Raw genomic sequence first — 24,053 nt, 5'->3', positions numbered from 1 at the left:
ATTAGGCATTTATGACTTCTTTTTTTACATCTGGTAGGCCTTTTAATAAATTTTCAGCAATTGTTAACCACTTCGATGTCTCTAAACCATTTGTTTTCATAACGATTTTCAATTGCGACCCTTCCATTCCTAGACCAATCATACGTCCAAAACTATTTCCAAGCATGAATAATTTTCCGCCATCAATATTTTGACTTGCTTGTTCTGAGAACAGAATTGTCACTTCAAATTTATTTTGCTTAATTAACTCAATTTGTTCTTTCATTGCCAATACTTTAATATTTGCAATTTGCAATAAGTAACCAACTTCTTGCGGGTAATCACCAAATCTATCTATCATCTCTTCCTGCAACTCTTCAATATCCTCAATTGCAGAAACACCTCTAAACTGTTTATACATCATAATCTTTTGTTTACTATCTGAAATATAAGCATCTGGTAAATATGCATCTACTTCTAAATCAATTTCAACATTAACTGTATTTTCAACCCCATCTGTTCCTCTACGCTGTTCAATTGCATCTTTTAACATTTGAGAATATAGATCAAATCCGACAGAATCAATAAATCCATGCTGTTCGGCTCCTAACAAGTTACCTGCACCACGAATGGATAAGTCTCTCATCGCAATTTTGAAACCTGACCCAAGCTCTGTGAACTCTTTAATGGCTTGCAGACGCTTCTCTGCAACTTCTGATAACACTTTATCTCGTTTGTATGCAAAGTATGCATATGCAACACGATTAGAACGTCCAACACGACCACGAAGCTGATACAGCTGCGATAATCCCATACGATCTGCATCAAATACAATTAACGTATTTACATTCGGAATATCTACACCCGTCTCAATAATTGTTGTACTTACAAGAACATCATGCTGCCCTTCTAAAAACGATAGCATAACAGACTCTAATTCACCTTCGTTCATTTTCCCATGTGCATACGTTACACGCGCGTCTGGAACTAACATCGAAATTTCATCTGCTTTTCTTTCGATATCCTCCACACGATTATATAGGAAGTAAATTTGCCCACCTCTTGCAAGCTCTCGTTCTATCGCTTCTCGCATTAACGCTGGATTATACTCTACTACATACGTTTGGACTGGGAAACGATTTTCTGGTGGTGTCTCAATAACAGATAAGTCACGCACACCAAGCATAGACATATGGAGTGTACGCGGAATCGGAGTTGCCGTTAATGTTAACACGTCAACATTTGCTTTTAATTGTTTAATTTTTTCTTTATGCGTTACACCAAACCTTTGTTCTTCATCAATAATAAGAAGACCTAAATCTTTATAAGTAACGTCTTTAGATAAAATACGATGCGTTCCGATTACGATATCTACCGTACCATCTTTTAAGCCTTTAATTGTTTCATTTTGCTGTTTTCTCGTACGGAATCTACTTAATAATCCTATATTGATTGGATAATCTTGAAAACGCTCTCGAATTGTTTCATAGTGTTGTTGTGCAAGGATCGTTGTCGGCACTAAAATTGCAACTTGTTTTTCATCCATAATTGCCTTAAATGCCGCACGGATAGCTACTTCCGTCTTTCCATATCCTACATCACCACAAAGAAGCCTATCCATCGGACGTCCACGTTCCATATCTTTCTTAATCTCGTCAATAGAGCGTAATTGATCCTCTGTCTCTTGATATGGGAAAGAAGATTCAAATTCTTGTTGTTCTGCTGTATCTGGTGTATATGCATAACCTTTTGAAGCTTCGCGCTCAGCATATAGTTTAATTAGGTCATCCGCAATGTCTTGTACAGATTTTTCAACTTTCGTTTTGACCTTTTTCCAATCATTTCCGCCCAACTTATAAACTTTAGGATCCTTACCTTCAGATCCTACATATTTCTGCACTTGGTCAATTTGTTCAATTGGAACGTATAACTTATCATTACCTTGATATTTAATATTCAAGTAATCTTTATGAACACCATTAATCTCTAGTGTCTCGATACCTAAGAATTTACCTATACCATGATTTACATGAACTACATAATCTCCAACTTTTAATTCCGAATAACTTTTAATACGTTCAGCATTAGATAACTTCTGCTTACGTTGTGATTTTTTAACTTTTTTATGAAAAAGCTCTTTTTCAGTAATAACAACAAGCTTTTGCATCGGCATTTCAAATCCTGCATGTAAATCACCTACAGCAATTTGCAACCTTCCAGGCAATAATATATCTGTGCCCTCTACGATATCTGCCTCAATATCATAATCACTTAAAATATGTTGTAGTTTTTTTACACGTTCATCATCTGTGCCGAGCACAACAGTCGTAAAATGCCCTTCGTTCCATCTATCAATTTCAGTTTTCAACAACTGCATCTGCCCATGGAAATCTTGCATTGTTTTACATGTCACATTCACAATGTTTTGCGGATGTGTATGTGCTATATGACGTAAGAATAACGTTAAATATACAAAACTTCTTTTTTTATGATGAAGAAATTCCTCAAACGAGTGTGAGAAAGATAAATCTTGAATAATTGTTCCCTCACCAAGAAGTGATATATACCATTCCGCCTCTTCCGTTTCAAGATGTGATGCCGTTTCTTGAATACGGGAAATCTCATCCAAAACTACAATACCATCTTCTGGTAAATAATCTATCAGACTAGCAGGTTCTTTATAGAAAATAGATAAATATTTAAACATCTGTTCTATACTTTGCCCGTTTTTTAACATCTCAATTTCATGACTTACCGTTTCAAGCACTGTAGTCTTCAATTTATCATCGGAAAGTTTTTGCATCGTCTTAGTCAAGCCTTCCTCAAGATGCTCAATTCCCGACTTCAATTCTTCCTGTGAAAATAAAAACTCTGTTGCTGGACCAAATCTAACACTTTCTTTTTTATCTTGAGAGCGCTGTTCATCCACATCAAATAATCGAATAGAATCAACTTCTGTATCGAAAAATTCAATACGAAATGGTAACTCTTCAGTTAATGGGTAAATATCTAATATTCCCCCGCGCAAACTGAATTCCCCAGGAGCTTCTACCATCGACTTACGCTCATAACCAATATGATGTAAAGTATGCAAGAATGTATCTAAATCAATCTCTTGCCCTAGATTGATTTCGATTTGCCTTTGCTTCCACAACTCTTTCATTGGTAAAAATCTGCGTAGTCCTGCAACTGGCGCTACAATAATCCCGTTCTCTCCTGCCGCTAAACGATTCAATACTTCAATACGTTGCGCCTTCAATTCTGGGCTTGCAACACCAATTTCTGATGCTATCAATTCATTTACTGGGTATAACCACACATCTTTTTCACCAAGTAACGCCACTAAATCTTCATGCACTTTTTGTGCTTGATATAAATTATGCGTCACAATAAGTTGTGATTTTTTTGTTTTTTTATATAAGGCCGCCATTAATAACGAACGAGAAGAGGTTGCCATACCTGATACAAGTTGTTCTTTTAAACCATCTTCTAGTCCATTAATAACCGATTGGATCTCTTCATTTTTATAAAATTGCTCTAATAAACCTATCATTTTCAAAACCCCTCTCAACATAAAGAGCAAGCCACTATATTTTATGCAAATATTTTGGAAAAAGAAAACAGAAAAATGCTTTGGACATGCCAAAGCGACAACATTTTATTGCAGAAATTTTTCATATTCATAATACTCAGGATAAGATGCGAGCGTTTCTTGACACGATTCACAAATCGTTTTTATATATATATTTCCATTCTCATGAAAATGAATCATCTCTACTACTTCTTGCTCTGTTAGTTGAAATAAAACGTCGCTATACACTTTTTCTGCAGTAACGGAGCCTACATTACTCCCGCAATGTCTGCAATAATAATACCCTTCCATACTAGCCTCCTAAAAATCTAATTACTACTAGTATGGGTAAAAACAAGACAAAATATTCCCAATCATAACCTTAACTATTGAAGGTATTCATGATTTGAAGAAAAGGTTTATTTAACCATTCTTCACATGCATCCGCTGCTTTTTCAATAGAATGACTCACATCAGGAATTTCTTCCGATGTAAAACGTCCTAATACGTAATCTACTACCTTCATGCCATTTTTCGGACGATCAATTCCCATGCGGATACGTTGAAACTCTTGTGTTCCTAAATGTGAAATTGTTGATTTCACACCATTATGTCCACCAGCACTACCTTTCATACGAAGGCGTAATTTACCTACAGGGATGTCTAAATCATCGTACAGAACAACGAAGTCCTCAACATCAATTTTATAGTAATCCATGAGTGGTCGAATACTTTCCCCAGATAAATTCATATATGTAAGTGGCTTTAATAAGATTACTTTTTCTCCATTAACAAATCCTGCACCAAATACTCCTTTAAATTTTTGCTCATTCAAAGAAATATTCCAACGCTTTGCAAGTTCATCAATCGCCATAAATCCAATATTATGCCTTGTTAATTCATATTCTCTACCTGGGTTCCCAAGTCCTACTATCAATTTCATTCTTGTACCACTACTTTCTTTTTTCGATACGAAAAGACGTAACCAATCTTGGTTACGTCTCATTCTATCCAATTAATTGAATAATACACTTACAGATTCTTCTTCGTATACACGAATGATCGCTTCTCCGATTAGTGGAGCAACTGAAAGTTCATGTACTTTGTCGATTTTCTTCTCTTCTGGTAATACGATAGAGTTCGTTACAACTAACTCTTTAATATTTGAGTTTTGGATACGCTCAATTGCTGGACCAGATAATACTGGGTGTGTACAGCAAGCATATACTTCAGAAGCACCGTTCTCAACAAGAGCGTTTGCTGCTAATGTAATTGTACCAGCTGTATCAATGATGTCATCAATTAAAATTGCTGTTTTACCTTCAATATTACCGATAATGTTCATTACCTCTGATACGTTCGGACGAGGACGACGCTTATCAATAATAGCGATTGGTGCTTTTAGGCGATCTGCCATTTTTCTAGCACGAGTTACCCCACCGTGGTCTGGTGACACGATTACGATATCTTTAAGACCTTTTGTTTCAAAGTAATCTGAAAGAATCGGTACACCCATTAAGTGGTCGATTGGGATATCAAAGAACCCTTGAATTTGTGGAGCATGTAAATCTAGAGTGATTACACGAGTTGCACCTGCTGTTTCAAGCAAGTTTGCTACAAGTTTCGATGTAATTGGTTCACGAGAACGCGCTTTACGGTCTTGACGCGCATAACCATAGTAAGGAATAACAATATTAATTGTTTTTGCAGATGCACGTTTTAATGCATCGATCATAATAAGTAATTCCATGATATGTTCGTTTACTGGGAAGCTTGTAGATTGAATAATGAATACATCGCAACCACGGATACTTTCTTCAATGTTAATTTGAACTTCTCCATCACTAAAACGATCAACAGAACATTTTCCTAGTCCTACTCCAATGTGCTTTGCAATTTGCTCAGCAAGTTCCTTATTAGAGTTTAAAGAGAATACTTTCAAATTAGAATTTAGATATTGAGTCGACATCTAGATTAACCCTCCACATTATGATTTTTTCTTATTCAGCAATTGATCAACATAGTCCTCTTTGTTAACTTGACGTGCACGTGCTACAGATAATGCTTTTGATGGAACATTCTCTGTAATTGTAGAGCCTGCTGCCACATAAGCACCATCTTCAACTGTTACAGGAGCGACAAGGTTTGAATTACATCCAATAAATACCCCGTTACCAATCACAGTTTTGAATTTATTCTTACCGTCATAGTTCACCGTAATTGAACCACAACCAAGATTCACGTCTTCTCCAACTTGTGCATCCCCGATATAACTTAAGTGTGAAGCTTTACTTCTATTACCAAAAACAGTTTTTTTGATTTCCACGAAGTTTCCAACGCGTACTTCATCTCCAATAACTGAATCTGGGCGAATATGTGCAAATGGACCAACCGATACTTCTGTACCAAGTTTACTATCATGTACAGTAGATTGTCGAATTGTCGTACGATCTCCAATTTCACTATCGCGAATTACTGTGTGCGGTCCAATTTCACAATCAGAACCAATTACAGTATTCCCCTCAATAATTGTTCCTGGATGAAGAACTGTATCACTACCGATAATTGCATCAGCAGAAATATACGTGTTACTTGGATCAATAATTGTAACACCATTTACCATGTTTTTACGGTTGATACGGTTTTTCATAATAATTTCCGCTTGCGATAGAGCGACTCTGTCGTTAACACCTAACGTTTCATCGAAGTGCTCTGTTTGATAAGCCGATACGATATGACCTTCATTTTTTAAAATCTCAATAACATCTGGCAGGTAATATTCACCTTGTACGTTATCATTTGAAACTTTAGAAAGTGAGGCGAATAAAGCTTTATTATCAAAACAATACGTACCTGTATTGATTTCTTTAATAGCTAATTCTTTCTCATTTGCATCCTTATGCTCAACAATCTTTTCAACATGACCATTCTCATTACGAACGATACGACCATAGCCAGCAGGTTCTTCTATGTAAGCTGTTAGCACCGTTGCCATTGCCCCTGCTTCTTTATGCTGCTGAAGCAATGCTTCCATCGTTTCAGCAGTTATTAGCGGCGTATCACCACAAATAACTAAAGTTGTTCCTTCTTCATTTGCAAGTACACTTGCAGCTTGATCGACAGCGTGTGCTGTACCAAGTTGTTCTGCTTGTAATGCAAACTCACTTACGTTTCCTAGCTGTTCTTGTACCATTTCAGCACCATGTCCTACGACTGTTACAAGTTTCTGCAATCCTAATTGCGTTACTTGATCGACAACATGTTGTACCATAGGTTTTCCACATACAGGATGAAGCACTTTGTATAGCTTAGACTTCATACGTGTGCCTTTGCCTGCAGCTAGAATCACTGCAAATCTGTTTGACATATAGACCCTCCATCGCAACCTATTTATCCATTAACGATATTATCCTAAATCATCATATATTTCAAGAAACACATTTTAACTATTAAATTTTACCATAATTCTCATACGATGTTTTACTCTTTAGTATCTTTTTTAAGAAATAAGCTATACTATTTAAATTGATTTTGAAAAAATTAGAAGTTTTCTTCTTCATTTTAATGAATTCCGAATTTTCCGCACGTAAAATGTATAAAACTCCAAAAAAAAAAACAAACTCCTGTAAATGCTTACAGGAGTTTGTTGCAAAATTATAGGGATTTCTTTAAAAAGCCCTTTTCATTCGAATTTTACGAAGCACCCGCTTCTTCAAACTCAACCTCTTCTAACTCGCCTAAACGATGATACTCTGTTAAAACCGCATCTTGAATTTTAGAGCGTGTACCAGAATTAATTGGATGTGCAATGTCACGGAATTCTCCATCTGGAGTACGTTTGCTTGGCATTGCTACAAATAATCCATTATTACCATCAATTACACGAATATCATGAACAACAAATTCATGGTCTAGAGTAATAGAGGCAATTGCTCTCATGCGGCCTTCTGTGTTTACGCGGCGTAATCTTACGTCAGTCACTTCCATCTTGTGTTCACCACCCTTTTCTAAATAAGCGATATATTTGTATAAATTCCACAAATTTTCTATTTTCCCTTTAATTTTTTAAAAATTTTTAAGATAAAAATTTTTAATGTAATTGAATATAGAGATTAGTGGAGGTTATCGCTTACAAAGAACTACTTAACTAGGGCAATTACTTCGATTTCAACTGAAACATCTTTCGGTAATTTTGCTACTTGTACACAAGAACGAGCTGGCTTATGAGTAGAGAAATAAGAGCCGTATACGTCATTAACAGCATTAAAATCATCCATATCTTTTAAGAATACTGTTGTTTTTACTACTGAATCAAATGAAGCACCTGCTTCTTCTAATACCGCTTGTAAATTTTGAAATACTTGCTCTGTTTGTACTGTCACGTCTCCTGCTACAAGCTCTCCACTTGCAGTTAACGGAATTTGTCCTGAACTGTAAAACATATTATTTACAATAATCCCTTGTGAATATGGTCCAATTGCTTGTGGTGCATTGCTTGTTTGAACAACTTTCATATTTTTCCACCCTTTTATTATTTATTTTTACTCTTTAAAAATAGTGCACGAAAAGCAGTTTGTCCATCTATTTTATAATTTATAAATAGAATAAAAAAAAGATAAAGCGATCTGCTTTACCTTTTTACTCAGCCTCTACAAGCCCTTCATCAAATGGTGCCAGTGAATAATTTCCCTTTTCCACTTGAATCGCTTTTTCTTTCACATCAACTTCTGATAGACGAATTAATGATACAAAATTATTAATTAGTCGTTCTTCAATATCCGTGGATTCTACTAATACACCAATACCAACAACATTAGCCTTAAACTCTTCTAACATACTCATCATACCTTGAATTGTCCCGCCAGCTTTCATGAAGTCATCAATAATTAAAACATTTGATCCCTCTGGAAGGCTACGCTTTGCTAACGTCATTGTTTGAATTCGCTTAGAAGAACCTGATACATAGTTAATACTAACAGTTGGGCCTTCTGTTACCTTATTATCTTTCCTTGCAATTACTACCGGTACATCTAAGTAATTTGCCACCGCATAAGCAAGTGGAATCCCCTTCGTTGCCACCGTCATAACCGCATCAATTGGTTGCCTAGCAAAAACAGAAGCAAACAAACGACCTGCGCCATTAATATGGCGAGGATTACTTAAAAGATCTGTCATATATAAGTAACCACCAGGCAAAATACGATCTGGATTTTCAAATAAGCTACAAAGCTCACCAATAATTAGATTTGCCTCTTCCTCACTTATATATGGTATATATTTCACTCCTCCTGCTGCTCCTGGTACCGTTTGCAATGTGCCGACCCCTTGTTGTTCAAACGTTTGCTTAATAATAACTAAATCTTCACTAATGGAAGACTTAGCTGATTGATACCTTTCAGCAAAAAAAGTGAGAGAAACTAGCTGACGAGGGTTTTGTAACAAGTAATACGTCATATCGACTAATCTTGTACTTCGTCTAATTTTCATACTCTCACCTCAAATCACGAATATTCTAAACAAATCATAACGTATTATACGTCTTTATTCAAGCGTTTCTCGCTCTCCTAATAAACGTACTGCGTATACTTGTTCACAAAATCCTTTTAATCCGTTATATATACGATGCATTCGCGAATCATGGTGCACAAGACCAAATACCGTTGGGCCACTTCCACTCATTAATACAGCATCCGCCCCAAATCGCTTCATCTGTGCCTTAATACGTGCAACTTCAGGATGCATCGCAAACGTTACATCTTCTAAAACATTACCAACAGTATCACAAATCCCTTTGTAGTCCCCAGCATTTATGACGTTAACCATTTTATCTACATTTGGATGTGTAACTCGATTTAACTTTAAATTTCCATACACATCAGCAGTAGATACACCAATATGGGGTTTTGCTAAAATAACCCAACAAGAAGGTGGAGTTTTTATGTGCTCAATTTGCTCTCCTCTTCCAGTGGCAATTGCTGTCCCACCATATACACAAAACGATACATCTGATCCGATTTTTGCGCCAAGCTCTGCTAACTGATCAATTGTAAGCCCTAAATTCCATAATTTATTAAGGCCACGTAATGTCGCTGCTGCATCACTACTTCCACCTGCTAATCCAGCTGCTACTGGAATCGTTTTTTCAATAGTAATAGATACGCCTTTTTTCACATTAAACTTCTCTTTTAATAATTTCGCCGCTTGATAAGCTAAATTTCTTTGGTCGTCTGGGACATACCGATTATGGGATAAAATTTCAATACGGTCTTCTGCTAATTCCATTAGTTCTAAACGATCCGCTAAATCAATTGTTGTCATAATCATTTTCACTTCATGATATCCGTCTTGTCTTTTTCCCAGTACATCTAACGACAGATTAATCTTTGCTGGTGCTTTCACTAGTAGCTTCAATCTATTCACCCACTCTATGTACTCAATCTTTTATCGTTTATTTTACCATAAATTTATAGTAAGACGATGACACTTCCCTAATTATAACGAAAAGCATTCAGAATGAAACTACTTATGTAAAATGATGGCACCTTTTCGAGTACAAAAAGCCGAGGAATCACTCCTCGGCTACCGTAGCATAGAAAGTATCTTACAACTACTGGTTTTGTTTCATTAATTGCTGTTCTGCAATTTCTATAGCACGTTTCACCATGTTACCAGCATCTTTCGCACGAATTCCGCCCCAGCCTTCTTTCTGAACAACATCATAAAAGCCTAGCTCTTTTGCAAGCTCTTCTTTAAATTGATTTGACATGACACCTCTTCGTCTACTCAATGCAGAGTCCCTCCTTATTTTGCTACGGTATAATTAGTATGCAAAATAATATAGCTTTTCATTTGTGGGAATATATGTAACGATACATGAATTATAAAATCACTTCATTATGAGGTTCACCATAAAACGTTAACTCTACTGTCTCTGTTAAAACATCCGCATAGCTATATGATACACGTTGCAACGCATCTTCTTGCTGATCCAATTGTACAACAAAAACAGAACGGTACGTTTCTGCAAGTACACCTGATTGTTCTACTGTTTTTCTTCTCCCACTATTCGCCTTTAACATCAGTCTCTGTCCAAGATGGTGATCTAATTCGCTTTTAATTTCATCTAAACGTTTTGACATATACTTCGTTACACCTCGCTGTAATTTAGATTGAACACTTAAAACACGATATATCTATCCCAATTATTAACCGCAACTCACAGACAATATCATTATAAAAGCATCATGCGTTCAAATAGATAGAAGAAATACTATATTGTAAAAGTATCATTATGTAGTCTGCGCGTTCTTGTCTCTTTTTATCCAAGCTGATTTAAATCCTTCCCATACAAAAAAGCAAGATACATATGTACCTTGCTTATTCTTCATAATGTTGAAAGGGTAAGCCAGTTCGTAAAATCCCCCTCGTCTCAATCCCGCCAAGTCCCTTTTCGCCAGTAATCGTATTACGTACAACATCCCATACATTTACTCTTTCCATAAATGACGTAAAACTAATTTTACCAACCACATATACAGGATCTAGTGCGTGAATATTAATTCTAGATGGTGAACTAGCAAAGTTAGCACCCGCTCGAATTAATGCTTCAAAGTGTGATTGGCATGCCCCAGCAAAAATAACGAGTTGATCCAATGATGGATATTTTTTTCTCACTTCTCGAACAGCCTGTACAAAATGCCTTGAATGCCTATATGCTGCTAAATCTCCCTTTACTCCTTTTGATTTTGTATATGCATCGTGCCCCGTAATAACTAAAATGTCTGGACGAAAATGATCTATTAAATCTACTACCTTTTCATGCATCTCTGTTTCTTTACAATGAATACCTTGTACAGGAACACCAATTTTATTATATAAGTCTAAGCACTTGCGCAAATATAACGGGTCACCATCTATATGCAATACGCGTCCTGGCATTTGAAAATAATTCACCTCACTTGTATATCCACCCGTTGAAGTGTGTTCATGCCTTTGTTTCATTAATACATAATCTTGTTGAAACAAACGATACGTACGCTCCATCGTTTCTTTCTCACGCTTCGCTCTTTTTTTATGCTCTCGTTGATCTATACTAATTAAATCTTCAAGTGGCGCATCTGCCACCAGTCTAATTTCCTCTCCAAATAATATAGCTATCTCGCCTTTTATTTCTATAATACGAAAAAGGATATCCCTATTATGAGAATATCGTTCCACTAATTCTCCAACATGTAAAGCCATTCTCCTACCTCCAAACTCGTTAGGCCATCTTACCTGTTTTTAAAGTATGAATGTAGGAGAGGAAAGGTGACAAAAGGGACAGTTCAAGTTGAACTGTCCCTTTTCTATTCTTATGACAATTTATGAAGAACTAATGCATTACTTAATGTTGCAAACTCTTCAATAGATAGCGTTTCGCCTCTTCGTTTTGGATCAATTCCCACTTCTGTTAAAATTCGATCCAACAGCTCTTTATCTTTCGGGAAACCATTTAAATTATTTGATAAATTATTCATTAAAGTTTTACGACGCTGTGCAAAACTTGCTCGTACTACTTCAAAGAAGAATGTCTCATCTGTTACTTCTACAACTGGTTTTGGGCGCTTTAGGAGACGAATAATCGCAGAATCAACATTTGGTTGTGGCACAAACACTGTACGTGGTACAGTCATAACTGTTTCCACTTCTGTATAATACTGAATAGCAATGGATAAAGAACCATACTCTTTCGTTCCAGGTTTAGCAGCTAAACGATCTCCAACTTCTTTTTGCATCATAACAACAAATCCACGAACCGGTAATTTCTCTTCCAACAATTTAAATAAAATTGGCGTTGTAATATAGTACGGTAAGTTCGCTACTACCATTACATCTTGCCCTTCCTCAAATTGCTCACTAAACACCTCATGTACATCTGCCTTTAGTACGTCTTTATTTATAACTGTAACGTTGCTATATGGAGCTAACGTCTCATCTAAAATCGGTAATAACCTCTGATCAATTTCAAAAGCTACTACTTTTTTAGCACGCTTCGCTAATTGTTCTGTTAACGCACCGATACCTGGTCCAATTTCAATTGCACCACTTTCTGAACCAATTTCAGCGTGATCGACAATACGATTTAATACATTCGTATCAATTAAAAAATTTTGTCCTAAACTTTTTTTGAATGAAAATCCATACTTTTCAACAATGTCTTTCGTACGATTTGGCGTTGCGATATCCTTCATTTTCTTTCCTCCTGTATGACTTGCTTATAAGCTTCTGCAAACGATTCTTTTGAAACTTGAAACATTTGTAAACGTTTATGTAACTGTTTTGCGTTTGTATAACCAATCTTTAATAGCTTACCCATTCTTTCTCTGCGACTCTTTGCCATTTCTCCGCCCACTAAGCCTGCATCGACTAAATCGCTCCAACTGATTTCACTTGTGTAAGCTTCCATTTCTTCATGTATATTCTCTAAAGCACGGCGAATTGATTCATTAGAAGCATGTTCAATCCCGACACCCTTTTTCCTTTTGGCAAGTGCTTCTTCCTTCGGTAAAAAAGCATGTTTACATCCAGGCACCTTATCAGAAATAATTTTTCGAATACGCTCTCCAGGATAATCCGGATCTGTGAAAATAATAACGCCCCGTTTTTGCAGCGCTAATTTAACTTGCTCAATAACATGATCACCGATTGCTGAACCGTTCGTTTCAATTGTATCCGCATCAACAGCACGCTTAATCGCAACTGTATCATCTTTACCTTCTACAACGATAATCTCTTTAATTTTCATGCTTGCCTCCACACTCGTTTCGTCTCTACTTAGTAAAACAAAAAAATGACGACTTTTCCATTATTATTTTCCCCATTCTTACATTTTAAAAAATAGAATGTCCAAAACTTTGTTCTCTCTCCTTATTGTAACACTTCCTCATTCGCCCTTATTTTTTCACAAAAATAAAAAAGAATGGGTTCTCCCACTCCTTTTTATTCAACACCAAATAAAGCTTTTGCATTTTTTGTTGTTATTTCTGCTACTTCCTCATAAGAAATTCCTTTTAAATTCGCAATTTCTTCTGCTACGAGTTTTACATAACTCGGTTCATTTCGTTTTCCTCGAAATGGATGTGGTGTTAAATATGGACAATCTGTCTCTATTAACAATTTCTCTAATGGAATCTCCACAGCAACTTCTTTCGGCTTCTTAGCATTTTTAAATGTAACTGGTCCACCTAACGAAATTAAAAAGTTCATATTAACACATCGCTCTGCTACTTCTACGCTGCCGCTAAAGCAATGCATAATGCCTCCCACTTCAGCTGCATTCTCTTCTTCTAGAATATCAACAATATCTTGAGTTGCATCGCGATTATGTATAATAATCGGCAATTTCACTTTTTTAGCCAATGCAATTTGTTTACGGAATACTTCCTTCTGTATTTCTTTTGGAGACTTATCCCAATGATAATCTAATCCCATCTCTCCAAGCGCAACGACTTTAGGATGAGAAGCAAGTTCTTCTAACCAAGCTAGATGTTCTTCTGTCATGTCAATTGCATCAACTGGATGCCATCCAACCGCAGCGTAAATAAAATCATAAGTTTCAGCTAATTCAATCGCCTTTTTTATCGTTACTTCATCAAAACCAACAACAACTGTATAGGTAACTCCCGCTTCTTTCATTCGTGCAATAACCTCTTGCAAATCTTCTTCAAATTGCTCTGCATTCAAATGTGAATGTGTATCAAACAACATAATACATAACTCCTTTTATATTGAAATCAAGTTTATTCTAAAAAATAAGCTCTTTAATAACTTAACGATAACAATACTATAATTTTAATGCAAAAATAGAGAGTGTAAAAAGAAAAAAGACGCTTCACACATGTTACACGTGAAACATCTCTTTTCTTGTCTTAATTACTTGATTTTTGTACCGTTTGGTAGATTTTGGTCGATTGATGCTAATGACAATACGCCATTCTCTTCACCCGCTAAAATCATACCTTGTGATAATTCACCGCGTAATTTTACAGGTTTTAAGTTTGTTACACAAATAACCTTTTTACCTTTTAGGTCTTCCGGCGAATAGAATTTTGCAATTCCTGAAACAACTTGACGCTTTTCTGTACCTAAATCCAGCTGAATTTTTAACAACTTATCTGCTTTTTTCACAGGTTCAGCTGATAGTACTTCAGCTACACGTAATTCTACTTTAAAGAAATCATCAATTGTAATTTCTTCTGCTTTCGGTTCTTCTTCTTTTTTCTCTTCTACTTTAGGAGCAGAGCTTTTCATTTGTTCTTTAATGTACCCTACTTCTACTTCCATTTCTAAACGAGGGAAAATCGGGTTTCCTTTTTCTACTTTTGTTCCAGCTGGAATACAGCCAATTGTAGATAGGCTTTCCCAAGATTTATGTGCCTCTTCAGTAAGTCCAAGCTGAGCAAACATCTTACTTGGTGCTACTGTTAGGAACGGCATAAGCATAATACCTGTTTGACGAAGCACCTCTGCTAAGTGGGCCATTACAGAAGCTAATTTTTCACGATCATTCTCATCTTTCGCTAATACCCACGGTTGTGTTTCATCAATATATTTATTTGCACGGCTAACCAATTGCCAAATTGAGCTTAACGCTACAGAGAATTCCATATTCTCCATTGCCTCTTCTACTTTTTTCAATGTATCTTTTGCAAACGTTACTAACGTTTCATCGAATTCCGTTACATTTTCTTTAAATGCAGGGATTTCTCCGTTAAAGTACTTATCAATCATAGCTACTGTACGATTTAATAAGTTACCTAAGTCATTTGCTAAATCGAAATTAATGCGCTCCACAAATCCTTCTGGTGTGAATACGCCATCAGATCCGAATGGAACTTCACGAAGTAAGTAATAACGTAATGCATCTAATCCGTAACGATCGATTAAAGTAACTGGATCTACTACGTTTCCTTTTGACTTACTCATCTTTCCATCCTTCATTAAAATCCAACCATGAGCAAAGATTTTTTTCGGAAGAGGTAAATCTAATGCCATTAAAATGATTGGCCAATAAATTGTATGGAAACGAACGATTTCTTTTCCAACTAAATGTACATCAGCTGGCCAGAATTTCTTATACATCTCTTCATTTTCTGTTCCATAACCTAATGCTGTAATGTAGTTAGATAATGCGTCAACCCATACGTAAATAACGTGTTTCGGGTTACCTGGAACACGAACTCCCCAGTCAAATGAAGTACGAGAAACAGCTAAATCTTCTAGGCCTGGTTTAATGAAGTTATTAATCATCTCATTCTTACGAGACTCTGGCTGAATGAAATGTGGATTATCTTCATAGAATTTTAATAGTCTGTCGACATATTTACCCATTCTAAAGAAATACGATTCTTCACGAACAAGTTCTACATCATGACCACTATCTGGGCTTTTTCCTCCAACTACTTTTTCACCTTCCATAATTGGATCTACTAATTGATGCTCTGTATAGAATGTCTCATCTTGTACAGAATACCAACCTTCATATTCATCAAGATAAATATCACCTTGATCTACTAGTTGCTTGAAGATTTTTTCAACAACATCTTTATGACGATCTTCAGTTGTACGAATAAAATCATCATAAGAGATATCCATTTTCTCCCAAAGTTCTTTAATTCCTGCAACAATGTTATCCACATATGCTTGTGGTGTAACATTTAATTCTTCTGCTTTCTTTTGTATCTTCTGTCCATGCTCATCAGTTCCTGTTAAATAATGAACATTGTATCCTTGCATACGCTTATATCGTGCCATCGCATCTCCTGCTACTGTTGTATAAGCATGTCCAATGTGTAATTTTCCACTTGGATAATAAATTGGGGTAGTAATATAAAAGGACTTATTTTCCTCTGTCATTGTTTTGGACCTCCCGGATAACCTCATATGTATTTATAAATAGTATATCAAAAACTTATATATAAAGTGAAACTTTAATCTGTGGGGGTTTTGTTCACTCCCGCGGATTATTAGCCCGCACCAATCAGGCTTTTACGAGCAATCCGACTCCAACTTAACTTCTTTGCTCCAGCCAAATTTTAAATTTAGAATCTTACTGCTTGGCAAATAGCGGGATAAAAACGAGTTAATACTTAATATCTTTATCATCTATTGCTCATATTTCAAGAAAATATACAGTCCTTACTTACAATCTATAAACTTTTCTGAAAATAAAGTGAAATAATAGTAGAAATTACTCTCATTCTATTATATATAAGAAGTAAGAAATCTATAAATCTTTTTAAAAAATATAGAATTAAAGAATTGACGGAAATGTAAATGATTGGTATCATATGTCCATAGGGTATTTTGTCGAAAAATGACGAATCTAGAAAATAGACTCGAAACTTATAAACTATTTCTTTAGGAGGAAAAAAATTATGAAATCTACTGGTATCGTTCGTAAAGTTGATGAATTAGGTCGTGTAGTAATTCCAATCGAATTACGCCGTACTTTAGGTATTGCAGAAAAGGATGCTCTTGAAATCTACGTTGATGACGAGAAAATCATCTTAAAAAAATATAAGCCAAACATGACTTGCCAAGTAACTGGTGAAGTATCTGATGGTAACCTATCTTTAGCTGAAGGTAAAATTATCTTAAGCAAAGAAGGCGCTGAGCGAATCTTAAACGAACTTCAAGATTATATCGAAACAGCAAAATAAGCTTCTCAATTATGAGAAGCTTATTTTTTATCGACATGATAGATTTGATATACATCGCGTTTCGACAAATCTCGATCTTTAGCGACTGTTTTTATTGCCTCTTTTGAATTCATACCTTTTTCGTTTATATAATGTTCAATATGATCATATACCGAAATAGATTCCCACCATTGTTCTTCCGGGGTAGGTTCTTCCGTTGAACCAGCTACTAAAATACAAAACTCGCCACGAACTTCATTTTGTTTCGTCCACTCAATTGCTTCCTCAACTGTTCCACGAATAAATTCCTCAAATTTTTTCGTTAACTCTCGACATAATACAATTTCTCTATTTCCCAACACTTCTTGCATCGAGATTAAAGTATCATCTAAACGATGGGGCGCTTCATAAAACATCATTGTAGTTTGTACATAACGAAGCTTCTCTAACTCCATTTTTCTCTCTTTTTTATTTCTTTGTAAAAATCCATAGAAATAAAATTGTTTTGTTTCAAGACCTGATGCAATTAATGCTGTAAGGGCTGCATTTGCCCCAGGAAGCGGGATTACATGATACTGTTCTGCTACAGCCTCTACAACAATATCGTAACCTGGATCGGAAATACAAGGCATACCAGCATCACTAACAAGTGCTACAGTCTTTCCTTCGTCTAACTTCCCTAATATTTTCTTACCACTTACTTCCTTATTATGCTCATGGTAACTCATAACGGGGGTTTCAATTTCGAAATAATTACAAAGTTTTTTCGTTTGTCTCGTATCTTCAGCAGCAATTAAATCAGCTTCTTTTAAAATTCGGATTGCACGAAATGTCATATCTTCTAAATTTCCAATAGGAGTTGGTACTAAATATAAAACTCCCTTTTCATTTTGTTGAAAGCTTTTTTGTTGCCACATAGCGTTCTCCTTTTTGCATATATTCTTCTTTTTGTTTTCTATTTAACTGCTTAAAATAATACTCTGCTTGCATAGCTGTACGCTTATCTTCATGAAATTCTATGTATTTTAAAACAACAGGAAGTCTAGCACGCGTATACCTAGCCCCTTTTCCACTATTATGGGTCTGAATCCGCTTCTCTATATGATTTGTATATCCAGCATAATAACTTCCGTCAGAGCACTCTACAACATAAAAACAATGCTTATTCTTCTCCATATAAAATTGAACGAATCTCCTTTGTATATTCATTATTTGCTTCATATACAAAAAGAGGGGGCAATATTTTCAAATCTGCGTTTCCATCCTTAATTCCTTCAATTAACAATGTATTCGCTTCTTTCCCTGCCTTAGGATAAACAAATCGCACACGCTTTGGTTCAATTTTGTATTTACGCATTAATGTAACAATATCTAGCAAACGACCTGGACGATGTACAAATGCTACTTTCCCACCTTGCTTTACTAACTGACTACTTGCAGATACAACATCCTCTAATGTACACATAATTTCATGACGAGCTATCGCTAAATGTTCATTCATATTTTTCTCAGAAGTTGCAGGTGTTTGAAAATAAGGGGGATTACATGTAACTACATCATATTGATGACGTCCAAGTTTCTCCGGCATATCTTTCAAATCCCCATGTATTAAGTGAATTCTTTCTTCTAACTTATTGTATTGAACGCTTCTGATTCCCATATCATATAAACGTTCTTGAATTTCTACACCTGTAATGTTTCCCTTTGTTCTGGTACTTAATAAAAGGGGGACAACTGCGTTACCTGTACACAGATCAAGTACATTACCTTTTTGAATCGGCACCCAAGCAAAGTCTGCAAGTAAAACAGCATCTAACGAGAAATTGAATACTGATGGGCTTTGTACAATCTTCATATCTTGCGCTAATAAGTAATCTAAACGTTCATCTTCATATAAATTCATATGTTACTCCTTTTCTTACACTTAACCTACCCTATTTCATCTTCTACTAATAAAAAAACATATTTCATTCTACTCTCATGTATAAAAAATTACCTTTCCAATTATCATTGGAAAGGTAATTTCACTTTTTATTTAAAAATGACAGGCAGAATAAACAATCTCCCTCTTTACGTACACTTCCATAATGCAGATTACAAATATGAAAACCTTCTTGATATAGCCTTGCTAAATTATCATAGCCTTCGCCAATATCAGTTGTCTTCGGCTTCACTTCTTTACGTTTTTGAGTTTTTTGTTTTTCCTTAATCTGCACTTCTTCAAAGCGGTGTCGCAAATTTTCATTTTCCATTTTTATATGTTGGTTCTCTTCCAACAACTCTGCAAGATGTTGTTTTAATTCTCCCAACTGTTTGTATAAATGTCCAATTTGCTCTTCCATACTAGAAACCGATGCAAAAATATCTTTTTTCTCCACAAGCACCCACCTCATTAATCTGTGGTTTGACTCGAAACGACCCCTTTATTCACTAACTCATCTAACGTATATTCTACTATCCGTTCCTTGTCTACTAGTTCCACTTGAATTAATCTTTCTAAAATATTTAATCCGATAACACGGCCAGTACCATGCGGGGTTTGTATACGTTGATCTAAATCAGGAAGTTGTTCCTTTGCTGCCTCATATTCATCATTCTCATATTTTAAGCAACACATTAAGCGACCACATAAACCAGAGATTTTTGCAGGATTTAATGATAAATTTTGATCCTTTGCCATCTTAATGGATACAGGTTCAAAATCTCCTAAAAAAGTAGAACAACAAAGCATACGACCACACGGACCAATACCACCAAGCATCTTCGCTTCATCACGAACACCAATTTGTCTTAGTTCAATTCTTGTCCTAAAGATTGCCGCTAAGTCCTTCACTAGTTCGCGGAAATCAATCCGACCATCCGCAGTAAAGTAGAAAATAATCTTATTGCGATCGAACGTATACTCTACATCTACAAGTTTCATATCAAGATTATGCTCTACTACCTTTTGCTGACAAACTTGATATGCTTCTTTTGCAGCATGTTTGTTCTCTTCAACAATGGTACGATCATTTTCATTTGCAATACGAATAACCTTTTTTAGCGGTAATACAACGTCGTTTTCATCAACTTGCTTTTTGGTAATAACTACTTTTCCGTACTCAATACCTCTTACTGTTTCTACAATTACAAACTCATTTTCAGAGATATCGAACTGATTCGGATCGAAGTAATACACCTTTCCGGCCTTCTTAAAGCGAACACCTACTACATCATACAAAACGGTCATCCCTCCTGCAACCGCAACACTAACTGTTCGAACACAAGCTGCGCATTTACATTAGCGTTGATTCTATTTTTTGCCTCTAATATATTAAAGAGAGCTGATACAATGCGCTTCTGAGCATAGGAGAAAGATTCAAACATCTCTTTCTGCTCATGAAAAACAAGACGATCTTCTTCTCCAAGTTGAACATATAATAAATCCTTATAAATAAGGAGCAACATATCTAAACCTTGCTGTAATTGTTCTTTCTCTCTAAAGTGTTTCCCCCATTTTTCTTGTACAAAAAAAATAGAGGCTTTATCCTTTTCGAGCGCTTCACATAATTTTATCACTAAAGCTCGTGCTTGTGCAAACCATTCATCACTACATAAAGCTAAAGCTTCATCAAAACTATTCGTGAGTTGCGCAGCAAGTGTCGATAAAGATGCCGTAATACCTTCATCCTGTAATCTTCTAATTAAAGATTCCGTAGGTAACGGTCTAAATGTAACAACTTGACAGCGAGATAAAATCGTATTTAAAATTTGATGACTTTGTTCAGTAAGTAAAATAGCTGTTGTATCACTACTTGGTTCTTCTAAAAATTTTAAAAGTGTATTCGCTGCATTTGCTGTCATACGATCTGCGTGCTCAATAATATATACTTTTTTATTTGCTTCTAATCCTGTTTTTGAAAACTCTTCTTGTAAATCATGAATTTGCTGTTTCTTAATAGATAATCCGTCTGGTTTTACAATATGTAAGTTAGGGTGGTTACCTGAATCAATTCGCTTACAATTTGTACATACGTGACAAGGCTCTACCCCATTCCGCCCAGAACAGAGAAAACTCTTTGCCATTTGAATTGCCGTTGCAAACTTTCCAGTCCCTTTCCCTCCCTCTAACAAGTAAGCGTGGGATATACGCTCTTTTGCAATGCTATTCATCAACATTTTTACACCGATGGGTTGTATAGCAGAAAGCTGCTCCCACGTCTTCGTCATAATGCATACCTCACTTATTTCATTCTTTCCTTCTATTATAACAATTTATCTTCTATAATCTTAACAACTTCTTCTATAAGTTTTTCCATTGGTTGATCAGCATTTACCAATACAATACGATCTGAGAAACGTTCTACAACTTGTAAATATCCTTCACGGACACGTTTATGGAAAGAGATATCTTCCATATCTAATCGATTTACTTCACGTCCTGCATCTTTTTCAATGCGAGCTAAACCAATCTCTGGTTCAATGTCTAGGTAAATCGTTAAACTAGGCATACAGTCCTCTGTTGCGAAACGATTTATTTCAAATACTTTATCCATACCTAACCCTCTTGCATATCCTTGATACGCTAAAGAGCTATCTATAAAACGATCACATAATACAAGGTAGTCCTCGTTAAGTGCCGGCATAACCTTTTCCACCAAATGTTGTCTACGTGCAGCAGCATACAAAAGCGCCTCTGTACGTGCTTCCATCATCGTATATTCTTGTTTATGTAAAATTGTTCTAATATCCTCTGAAATTGCAATGCCACCTGGTTCTCTCGTCGCCATTACCTTTTGTTCTTTTTGTTCAAAGTACGGCAATAAACTTTTAATTAACGTTGTTTTACCCGAACCTTCTGGACCTTCAATTGTTACAAATAATCCCTTCATTCTAAAACCTACTTTCTATATCATACACTTTCATATATTTCGTGCTACCTTGAAAACGAGCGCCTGATTGCTCTAAATACATAATTTGCTCTTTATGTTCTGAAGTAATTCTTTCTCCATACATAATCAATGGAATTCCAGGTGGGTACGGAATTACCATTTCTGCCGCTATCATCCCAACTGCTTCTTCTACAGATACTACTTTTGTTTCATATCCTTCCAGTTGTTTATATGTATACGGTAAAGGAGAAAATTCTCCTTTATAAGTATAACGAATAGATTCCTTCTTGTCTTTCACCTCATAATATTGCAATGCCCCTCGGATCATCTCTATAGCCTTCATATACTCCTTATTTACTTGCAAGGGCAAAATAAATAGGACATTATATGGATCCGCCATTTCTGTATATATACCGACCTTTTCAAATACAGACTGTAATTCGTATCCTGATAACTGACAACGTGTCTGTACAGTAACCTTTAACTCGTCTTGTAATGGATATTGTAAAATAGCTATTTGTGGAATAGAACACAATTCGTCTTTAAATCCCCGTAAAAACTCGACAATTTCATCATGTCCCTTTTCTTTTATACGTGCTATTGTAAAGCGTGCAATATCAAGAGAAGTCATAATTGGATACGATGGACTACTAGATTGTAGCATACTTAAATAGGTAGAAACTTTTTCTTCTTTCACTAAGCGACTATTTATATGTAAATAGGAACCCATTGTCATCGCGGGTAATGTTTTATGTGCAGAATGAACTACAATATCTGCACCATATGCTAATGCTGACTTTGGAAATGCTCCCCCTAAACAAAAATGGGCTCCATGTGCTTCATCTACTAAAACAGGGATTTTATGTGCATGTGCATAAGCGATGCTTGCCTCTAGATCCATCCCCATACCATAATAATTAGGATGCGTTAAAATGAGTGCTTTAGCATTTGGATATTTTTCAATTGCTTCCTTAATAATTTCATCATGAATTCCCACTGGTACATTATAAGCTTCATCAATCCATGGATCTAAAAAAATTGGATTTGCGCCCGCTAATTTTAAACCATTAATAATTGATTTATGACAATTTCTTTGTACAAGAACAATATCATGTTCTTCACAACAAGACAAAATCATTGCTAGGTTCCCTACTGTTGAACCATTAATTAAAAAATAACTTTTTTTCACTCCATATACATCAGCTAATAATTGTTGTGCCTCATCTATACATTCAAACGGACTATGTAAATCATCTAACCCAGACAACTCAGTTACATCGATAGATAGTATATCTTTAAACTCCCCTACAGCTTCCTGAGGGAAGTTTAAACCATTTTTATGACCTGGAACATGAAAGGATAACGGCCCTCTTTCTTTAAACTCTGTTAATGCCTCATATAAAGGTATGCGATTTTGATTCATCTATATCTCTTCCTTATTATTTCATTCTTCCTCTATTATACAGAACAAAAAAAATAATAGGCATATGCCTATTTAAAAATATGATACTTCTAATTTCCGAAGCTGTTTTAAATAATATATATACTTCGGATCATTTGTCTCCGTATTCACCATATCCTTTTCACATTCATAACATATTAAATTATTATAAACATATATCCCTTCTTTTCTTTTTGTCTCACAAACAATACAAACTTCATTTTGTGCTTTCATAACCTTCCCTCCCTATTTAAATGGACATATTTTATACTTCTATTCCTTAACAATTTACAGAAAAATATACATCCACCTCTTATATAATATGATTAACCCTTGGGCAACGTGTTTGTATTACCATTACTTCTTTTTTCGTACTGTTTGAAAACAGAAAAAAACACAAGTCAAAAGACTTGTGTTTTTAGTTGCTTGGCGACGTCCTACTCTCACAGGGACAAGGTCCCAACTACCATCGGCGCTAGAGAGCTTAACTTCCGTGTTCGGTATGGGAACGG

Annotated in this window: 26 protein-coding genes and 1 rRNA gene; 1 reads left to right on the top strand and 26 read right to left on the bottom strand. The window is 35.6% G+C overall.

Features of this window, described 5'->3' with window-relative positions; genetic code table 11:
- Window position 1 precedes the first annotated feature (1 nt).
- From mfd to metG, 16 genes are all read right to left on the bottom strand, one after another.
- The gene (gene mfd, locus ABH961_RS28865) at window positions 2-3,532 is read right to left on the bottom strand and encodes a transcription-repair coupling factor (RefSeq protein WP_000579706.1); all 3,531 of its coding nucleotides are present in this window, start codon (window positions 3,530-3,532) and stop codon (window positions 2-4) included.
- Window positions 3,533-3,637: 105 nt separating this feature from the next.
- Entirely contained in the window at window positions 3,638-3,862 is a 225-nt protein-coding gene (locus ABH961_RS28860) for an anti-sigma-F factor Fin family protein (RefSeq protein ID WP_000399441.1), read from the bottom strand.
- A gap of 70 nt (window positions 3,863-3,932) precedes the next feature.
- A complete protein-coding gene (gene pth, locus ABH961_RS28855; protein ID WP_080377450.1) occupies window positions 3,933-4,493 on the bottom strand; it encodes an aminoacyl-tRNA hydrolase in 561 nt (186 codons plus the stop codon).
- A 72-nt stretch (window positions 4,494-4,565) separates the two neighbouring features.
- Window positions 4,566-5,519, bottom strand: coding sequence for a ribose-phosphate diphosphokinase (locus ABH961_RS28850; protein ID WP_000107420.1), 954 nt, complete (start codon window positions 5,517-5,519; stop codon window positions 4,566-4,568).
- 18 nt (window positions 5,520-5,537) lie between these two features.
- Complete coding sequence (gene glmU, locus ABH961_RS28845) at window positions 5,538-6,917, bottom strand: bifunctional UDP-N-acetylglucosamine diphosphorylase/glucosamine-1-phosphate N-acetyltransferase GlmU (protein WP_000071045.1); 1,380 nt, start codon at window positions 6,915-6,917, stop codon at window positions 5,538-5,540.
- A 326-nt stretch (window positions 6,918-7,243) separates the two neighbouring features.
- A complete protein-coding gene (spoVG, locus tag ABH961_RS28840) occupies window positions 7,244-7,537 on the bottom strand; it encodes a septation regulator SpoVG (protein WP_000454041.1) in 294 nt (97 codons plus the stop codon).
- Between the two features lie 152 nt (window positions 7,538-7,689).
- The gene (locus ABH961_RS28835; protein ID WP_048542187.1) at window positions 7,690-8,064 is read right to left on the bottom strand and encodes a RidA family protein; all 375 of its coding nucleotides are present in this window, start codon (window positions 8,062-8,064) and stop codon (window positions 7,690-7,692) included.
- A 124-nt stretch (window positions 8,065-8,188) separates the two neighbouring features.
- Entirely contained in the window at window positions 8,189-9,037 is an 849-nt protein-coding gene (gene purR / locus ABH961_RS28830) for a pur operon repressor (RefSeq protein WP_000702482.1), read from the bottom strand.
- A 54-nt stretch (window positions 9,038-9,091) separates the two neighbouring features.
- Entirely contained in the window at window positions 9,092-9,961 is an 870-nt protein-coding gene (gene ispE / locus ABH961_RS28825; protein WP_000772096.1) for a 4-(cytidine 5'-diphospho)-2-C-methyl-D-erythritol kinase, read from the bottom strand.
- A 196-nt stretch (window positions 9,962-10,157) separates the two neighbouring features.
- The gene (gene sspF, locus ABH961_RS28820) at window positions 10,158-10,337 is read right to left on the bottom strand and encodes an acid-soluble spore protein SspF (RefSeq protein WP_001985066.1); all 180 of its coding nucleotides are present in this window, start codon (window positions 10,335-10,337) and stop codon (window positions 10,158-10,160) included.
- A 91-nt stretch (window positions 10,338-10,428) separates the two neighbouring features.
- Window positions 10,429-10,689, bottom strand: a complete 261-nt coding sequence (veg, locus tag ABH961_RS28815) for a biofilm formation stimulator Veg (RefSeq protein WP_000044349.1) — start codon at window positions 10,687-10,689, stop codon at window positions 10,429-10,431.
- A gap of 238 nt (window positions 10,690-10,927) precedes the next feature.
- Window positions 10,928-11,791 carry a sporulation peptidase YabG gene (yabG, locus tag ABH961_RS28810; RefSeq protein WP_001173738.1) on the bottom strand — a complete coding sequence of 288 codons (864 nt, stop codon included), beginning with the start codon at window positions 11,789-11,791 and terminating at the stop codon, window positions 10,928-10,930.
- A gap of 110 nt (window positions 11,792-11,901) precedes the next feature.
- Window positions 11,902-12,780: a 16S rRNA (adenine(1518)-N(6)/adenine(1519)-N(6))-dimethyltransferase RsmA gene (rsmA, locus tag ABH961_RS28805; protein WP_000651555.1), complete on the bottom strand. Its 879-nt coding sequence runs from the start codon at window positions 12,778-12,780 to the stop codon at window positions 11,902-11,904.
- On the bottom strand, window positions 12,777-13,334 hold the full coding sequence (gene rnmV / locus ABH961_RS28800) for a ribonuclease M5 (RefSeq protein WP_000692830.1): 558 nt from the start codon (window positions 13,332-13,334) through the stop codon (window positions 12,777-12,779). The genes rsmA and rnmV overlap by 4 nt, the downstream gene beginning before the upstream one ends.
- Before the next feature lie 194 nt (window positions 13,335-13,528).
- On the bottom strand, window positions 13,529-14,296 hold the full coding sequence (locus ABH961_RS28795; protein WP_048542189.1) for a TatD family hydrolase: 768 nt from the start codon (window positions 14,294-14,296) through the stop codon (window positions 13,529-13,531).
- Window positions 14,297-14,461: 165 nt separating this feature from the next.
- Complete coding sequence (gene metG, locus ABH961_RS28790) at window positions 14,462-16,444, bottom strand: methionine--tRNA ligase (protein ID WP_048542191.1); 1,983 nt, start codon at window positions 16,442-16,444, stop codon at window positions 14,462-14,464.
- A 521-nt stretch (window positions 16,445-16,965) separates the two neighbouring features.
- Between metG and ABH961_RS28785 the strand changes: the two genes are divergently transcribed.
- Entirely contained in the window at window positions 16,966-17,250 is a 285-nt protein-coding gene (locus ABH961_RS28785) for a transition state genes transcriptional regulator AbrB (protein WP_000843039.1), read from the top strand.
- Window positions 17,251-17,270: 20 nt separating this feature from the next.
- Here ABH961_RS28785 and rsmI read toward each other — a convergent pair whose 3' ends face one another.
- From rsmI to rrf, 10 genes are all read right to left on the bottom strand, one after another.
- Complete coding sequence (rsmI, locus tag ABH961_RS28780; RefSeq protein ID WP_000267812.1) at window positions 17,271-18,146, bottom strand: 16S rRNA (cytidine(1402)-2'-O)-methyltransferase; 876 nt, start codon at window positions 18,144-18,146, stop codon at window positions 17,271-17,273.
- Entirely contained in the window at window positions 18,115-18,405 is a 291-nt protein-coding gene (locus ABH961_RS28775; protein ID WP_000414343.1) for a GIY-YIG nuclease family protein, read from the bottom strand. The genes rsmI and ABH961_RS28775 overlap by 32 nt, the downstream gene beginning before the upstream one ends.
- Window positions 18,392-19,132: a tRNA1(Val) (adenine(37)-N6)-methyltransferase gene (locus tag ABH961_RS28770; RefSeq protein ID WP_088079977.1), complete on the bottom strand. Its 741-nt coding sequence runs from the start codon at window positions 19,130-19,132 to the stop codon at window positions 18,392-18,394. Before ABH961_RS28770 ends, ABH961_RS28775 begins: the two co-directional genes overlap by 14 nt.
- A gap of 121 nt (window positions 19,133-19,253) precedes the next feature.
- A complete protein-coding gene (gene yabA, locus ABH961_RS28765; RefSeq protein ID WP_000412057.1) occupies window positions 19,254-19,607 on the bottom strand; it encodes a DNA replication initiation control protein YabA in 354 nt (117 codons plus the stop codon).
- 14 nt (window positions 19,608-19,621) lie between these two features.
- Window positions 19,622-20,449 carry a PSP1 domain-containing protein gene (locus ABH961_RS28760; RefSeq protein ID WP_000272429.1) on the bottom strand — a complete coding sequence of 276 codons (828 nt, stop codon included), beginning with the start codon at window positions 20,447-20,449 and terminating at the stop codon, window positions 19,622-19,624.
- A gap of 5 nt (window positions 20,450-20,454) precedes the next feature.
- The gene (gene holB / locus ABH961_RS28755; RefSeq protein WP_046954526.1) at window positions 20,455-21,438 is read right to left on the bottom strand and encodes a DNA polymerase III subunit delta'; all 984 of its coding nucleotides are present in this window, start codon (window positions 21,436-21,438) and stop codon (window positions 20,455-20,457) included.
- Window positions 21,439-21,473: 35 nt separating this feature from the next.
- Window positions 21,474-22,100, bottom strand: a complete 627-nt coding sequence (tmk, locus tag ABH961_RS28750; protein ID WP_097917657.1) for a dTMP kinase — start codon at window positions 22,098-22,100, stop codon at window positions 21,474-21,476.
- 1 nt (window position 22,101) lies between these two features.
- Complete coding sequence (locus ABH961_RS28745) at window positions 22,102-23,523, bottom strand: aminotransferase class I/II-fold pyridoxal phosphate-dependent enzyme (protein WP_098631493.1); 1,422 nt, start codon at window positions 23,521-23,523, stop codon at window positions 22,102-22,104.
- 72 nt (window positions 23,524-23,595) lie between these two features.
- Window positions 23,596-23,775: a sigma factor G inhibitor Gin gene (locus tag ABH961_RS28740; RefSeq protein ID WP_048542201.1), complete on the bottom strand. Its 180-nt coding sequence runs from the start codon at window positions 23,773-23,775 to the stop codon at window positions 23,596-23,598.
- Window positions 23,776-23,965: 190 nt separating this feature from the next.
- Window positions 23,966-24,053, bottom strand: a 5S ribosomal RNA gene (gene rrf / locus ABH961_RS28735); the annotation flags it as partial.

Source organism: Bacillus sp. RC251, assembly GCF_044908765.1.
Lineage (GTDB): Bacteria > Bacillota > Bacilli > Bacillales > Bacillaceae_G > Bacillus_A > Bacillus_A wiedmannii.
The sequence above is the reverse complement of the archived record's forward strand: the minus strand, read 5'-3'. Positions and strand labels throughout refer to the sequence as shown.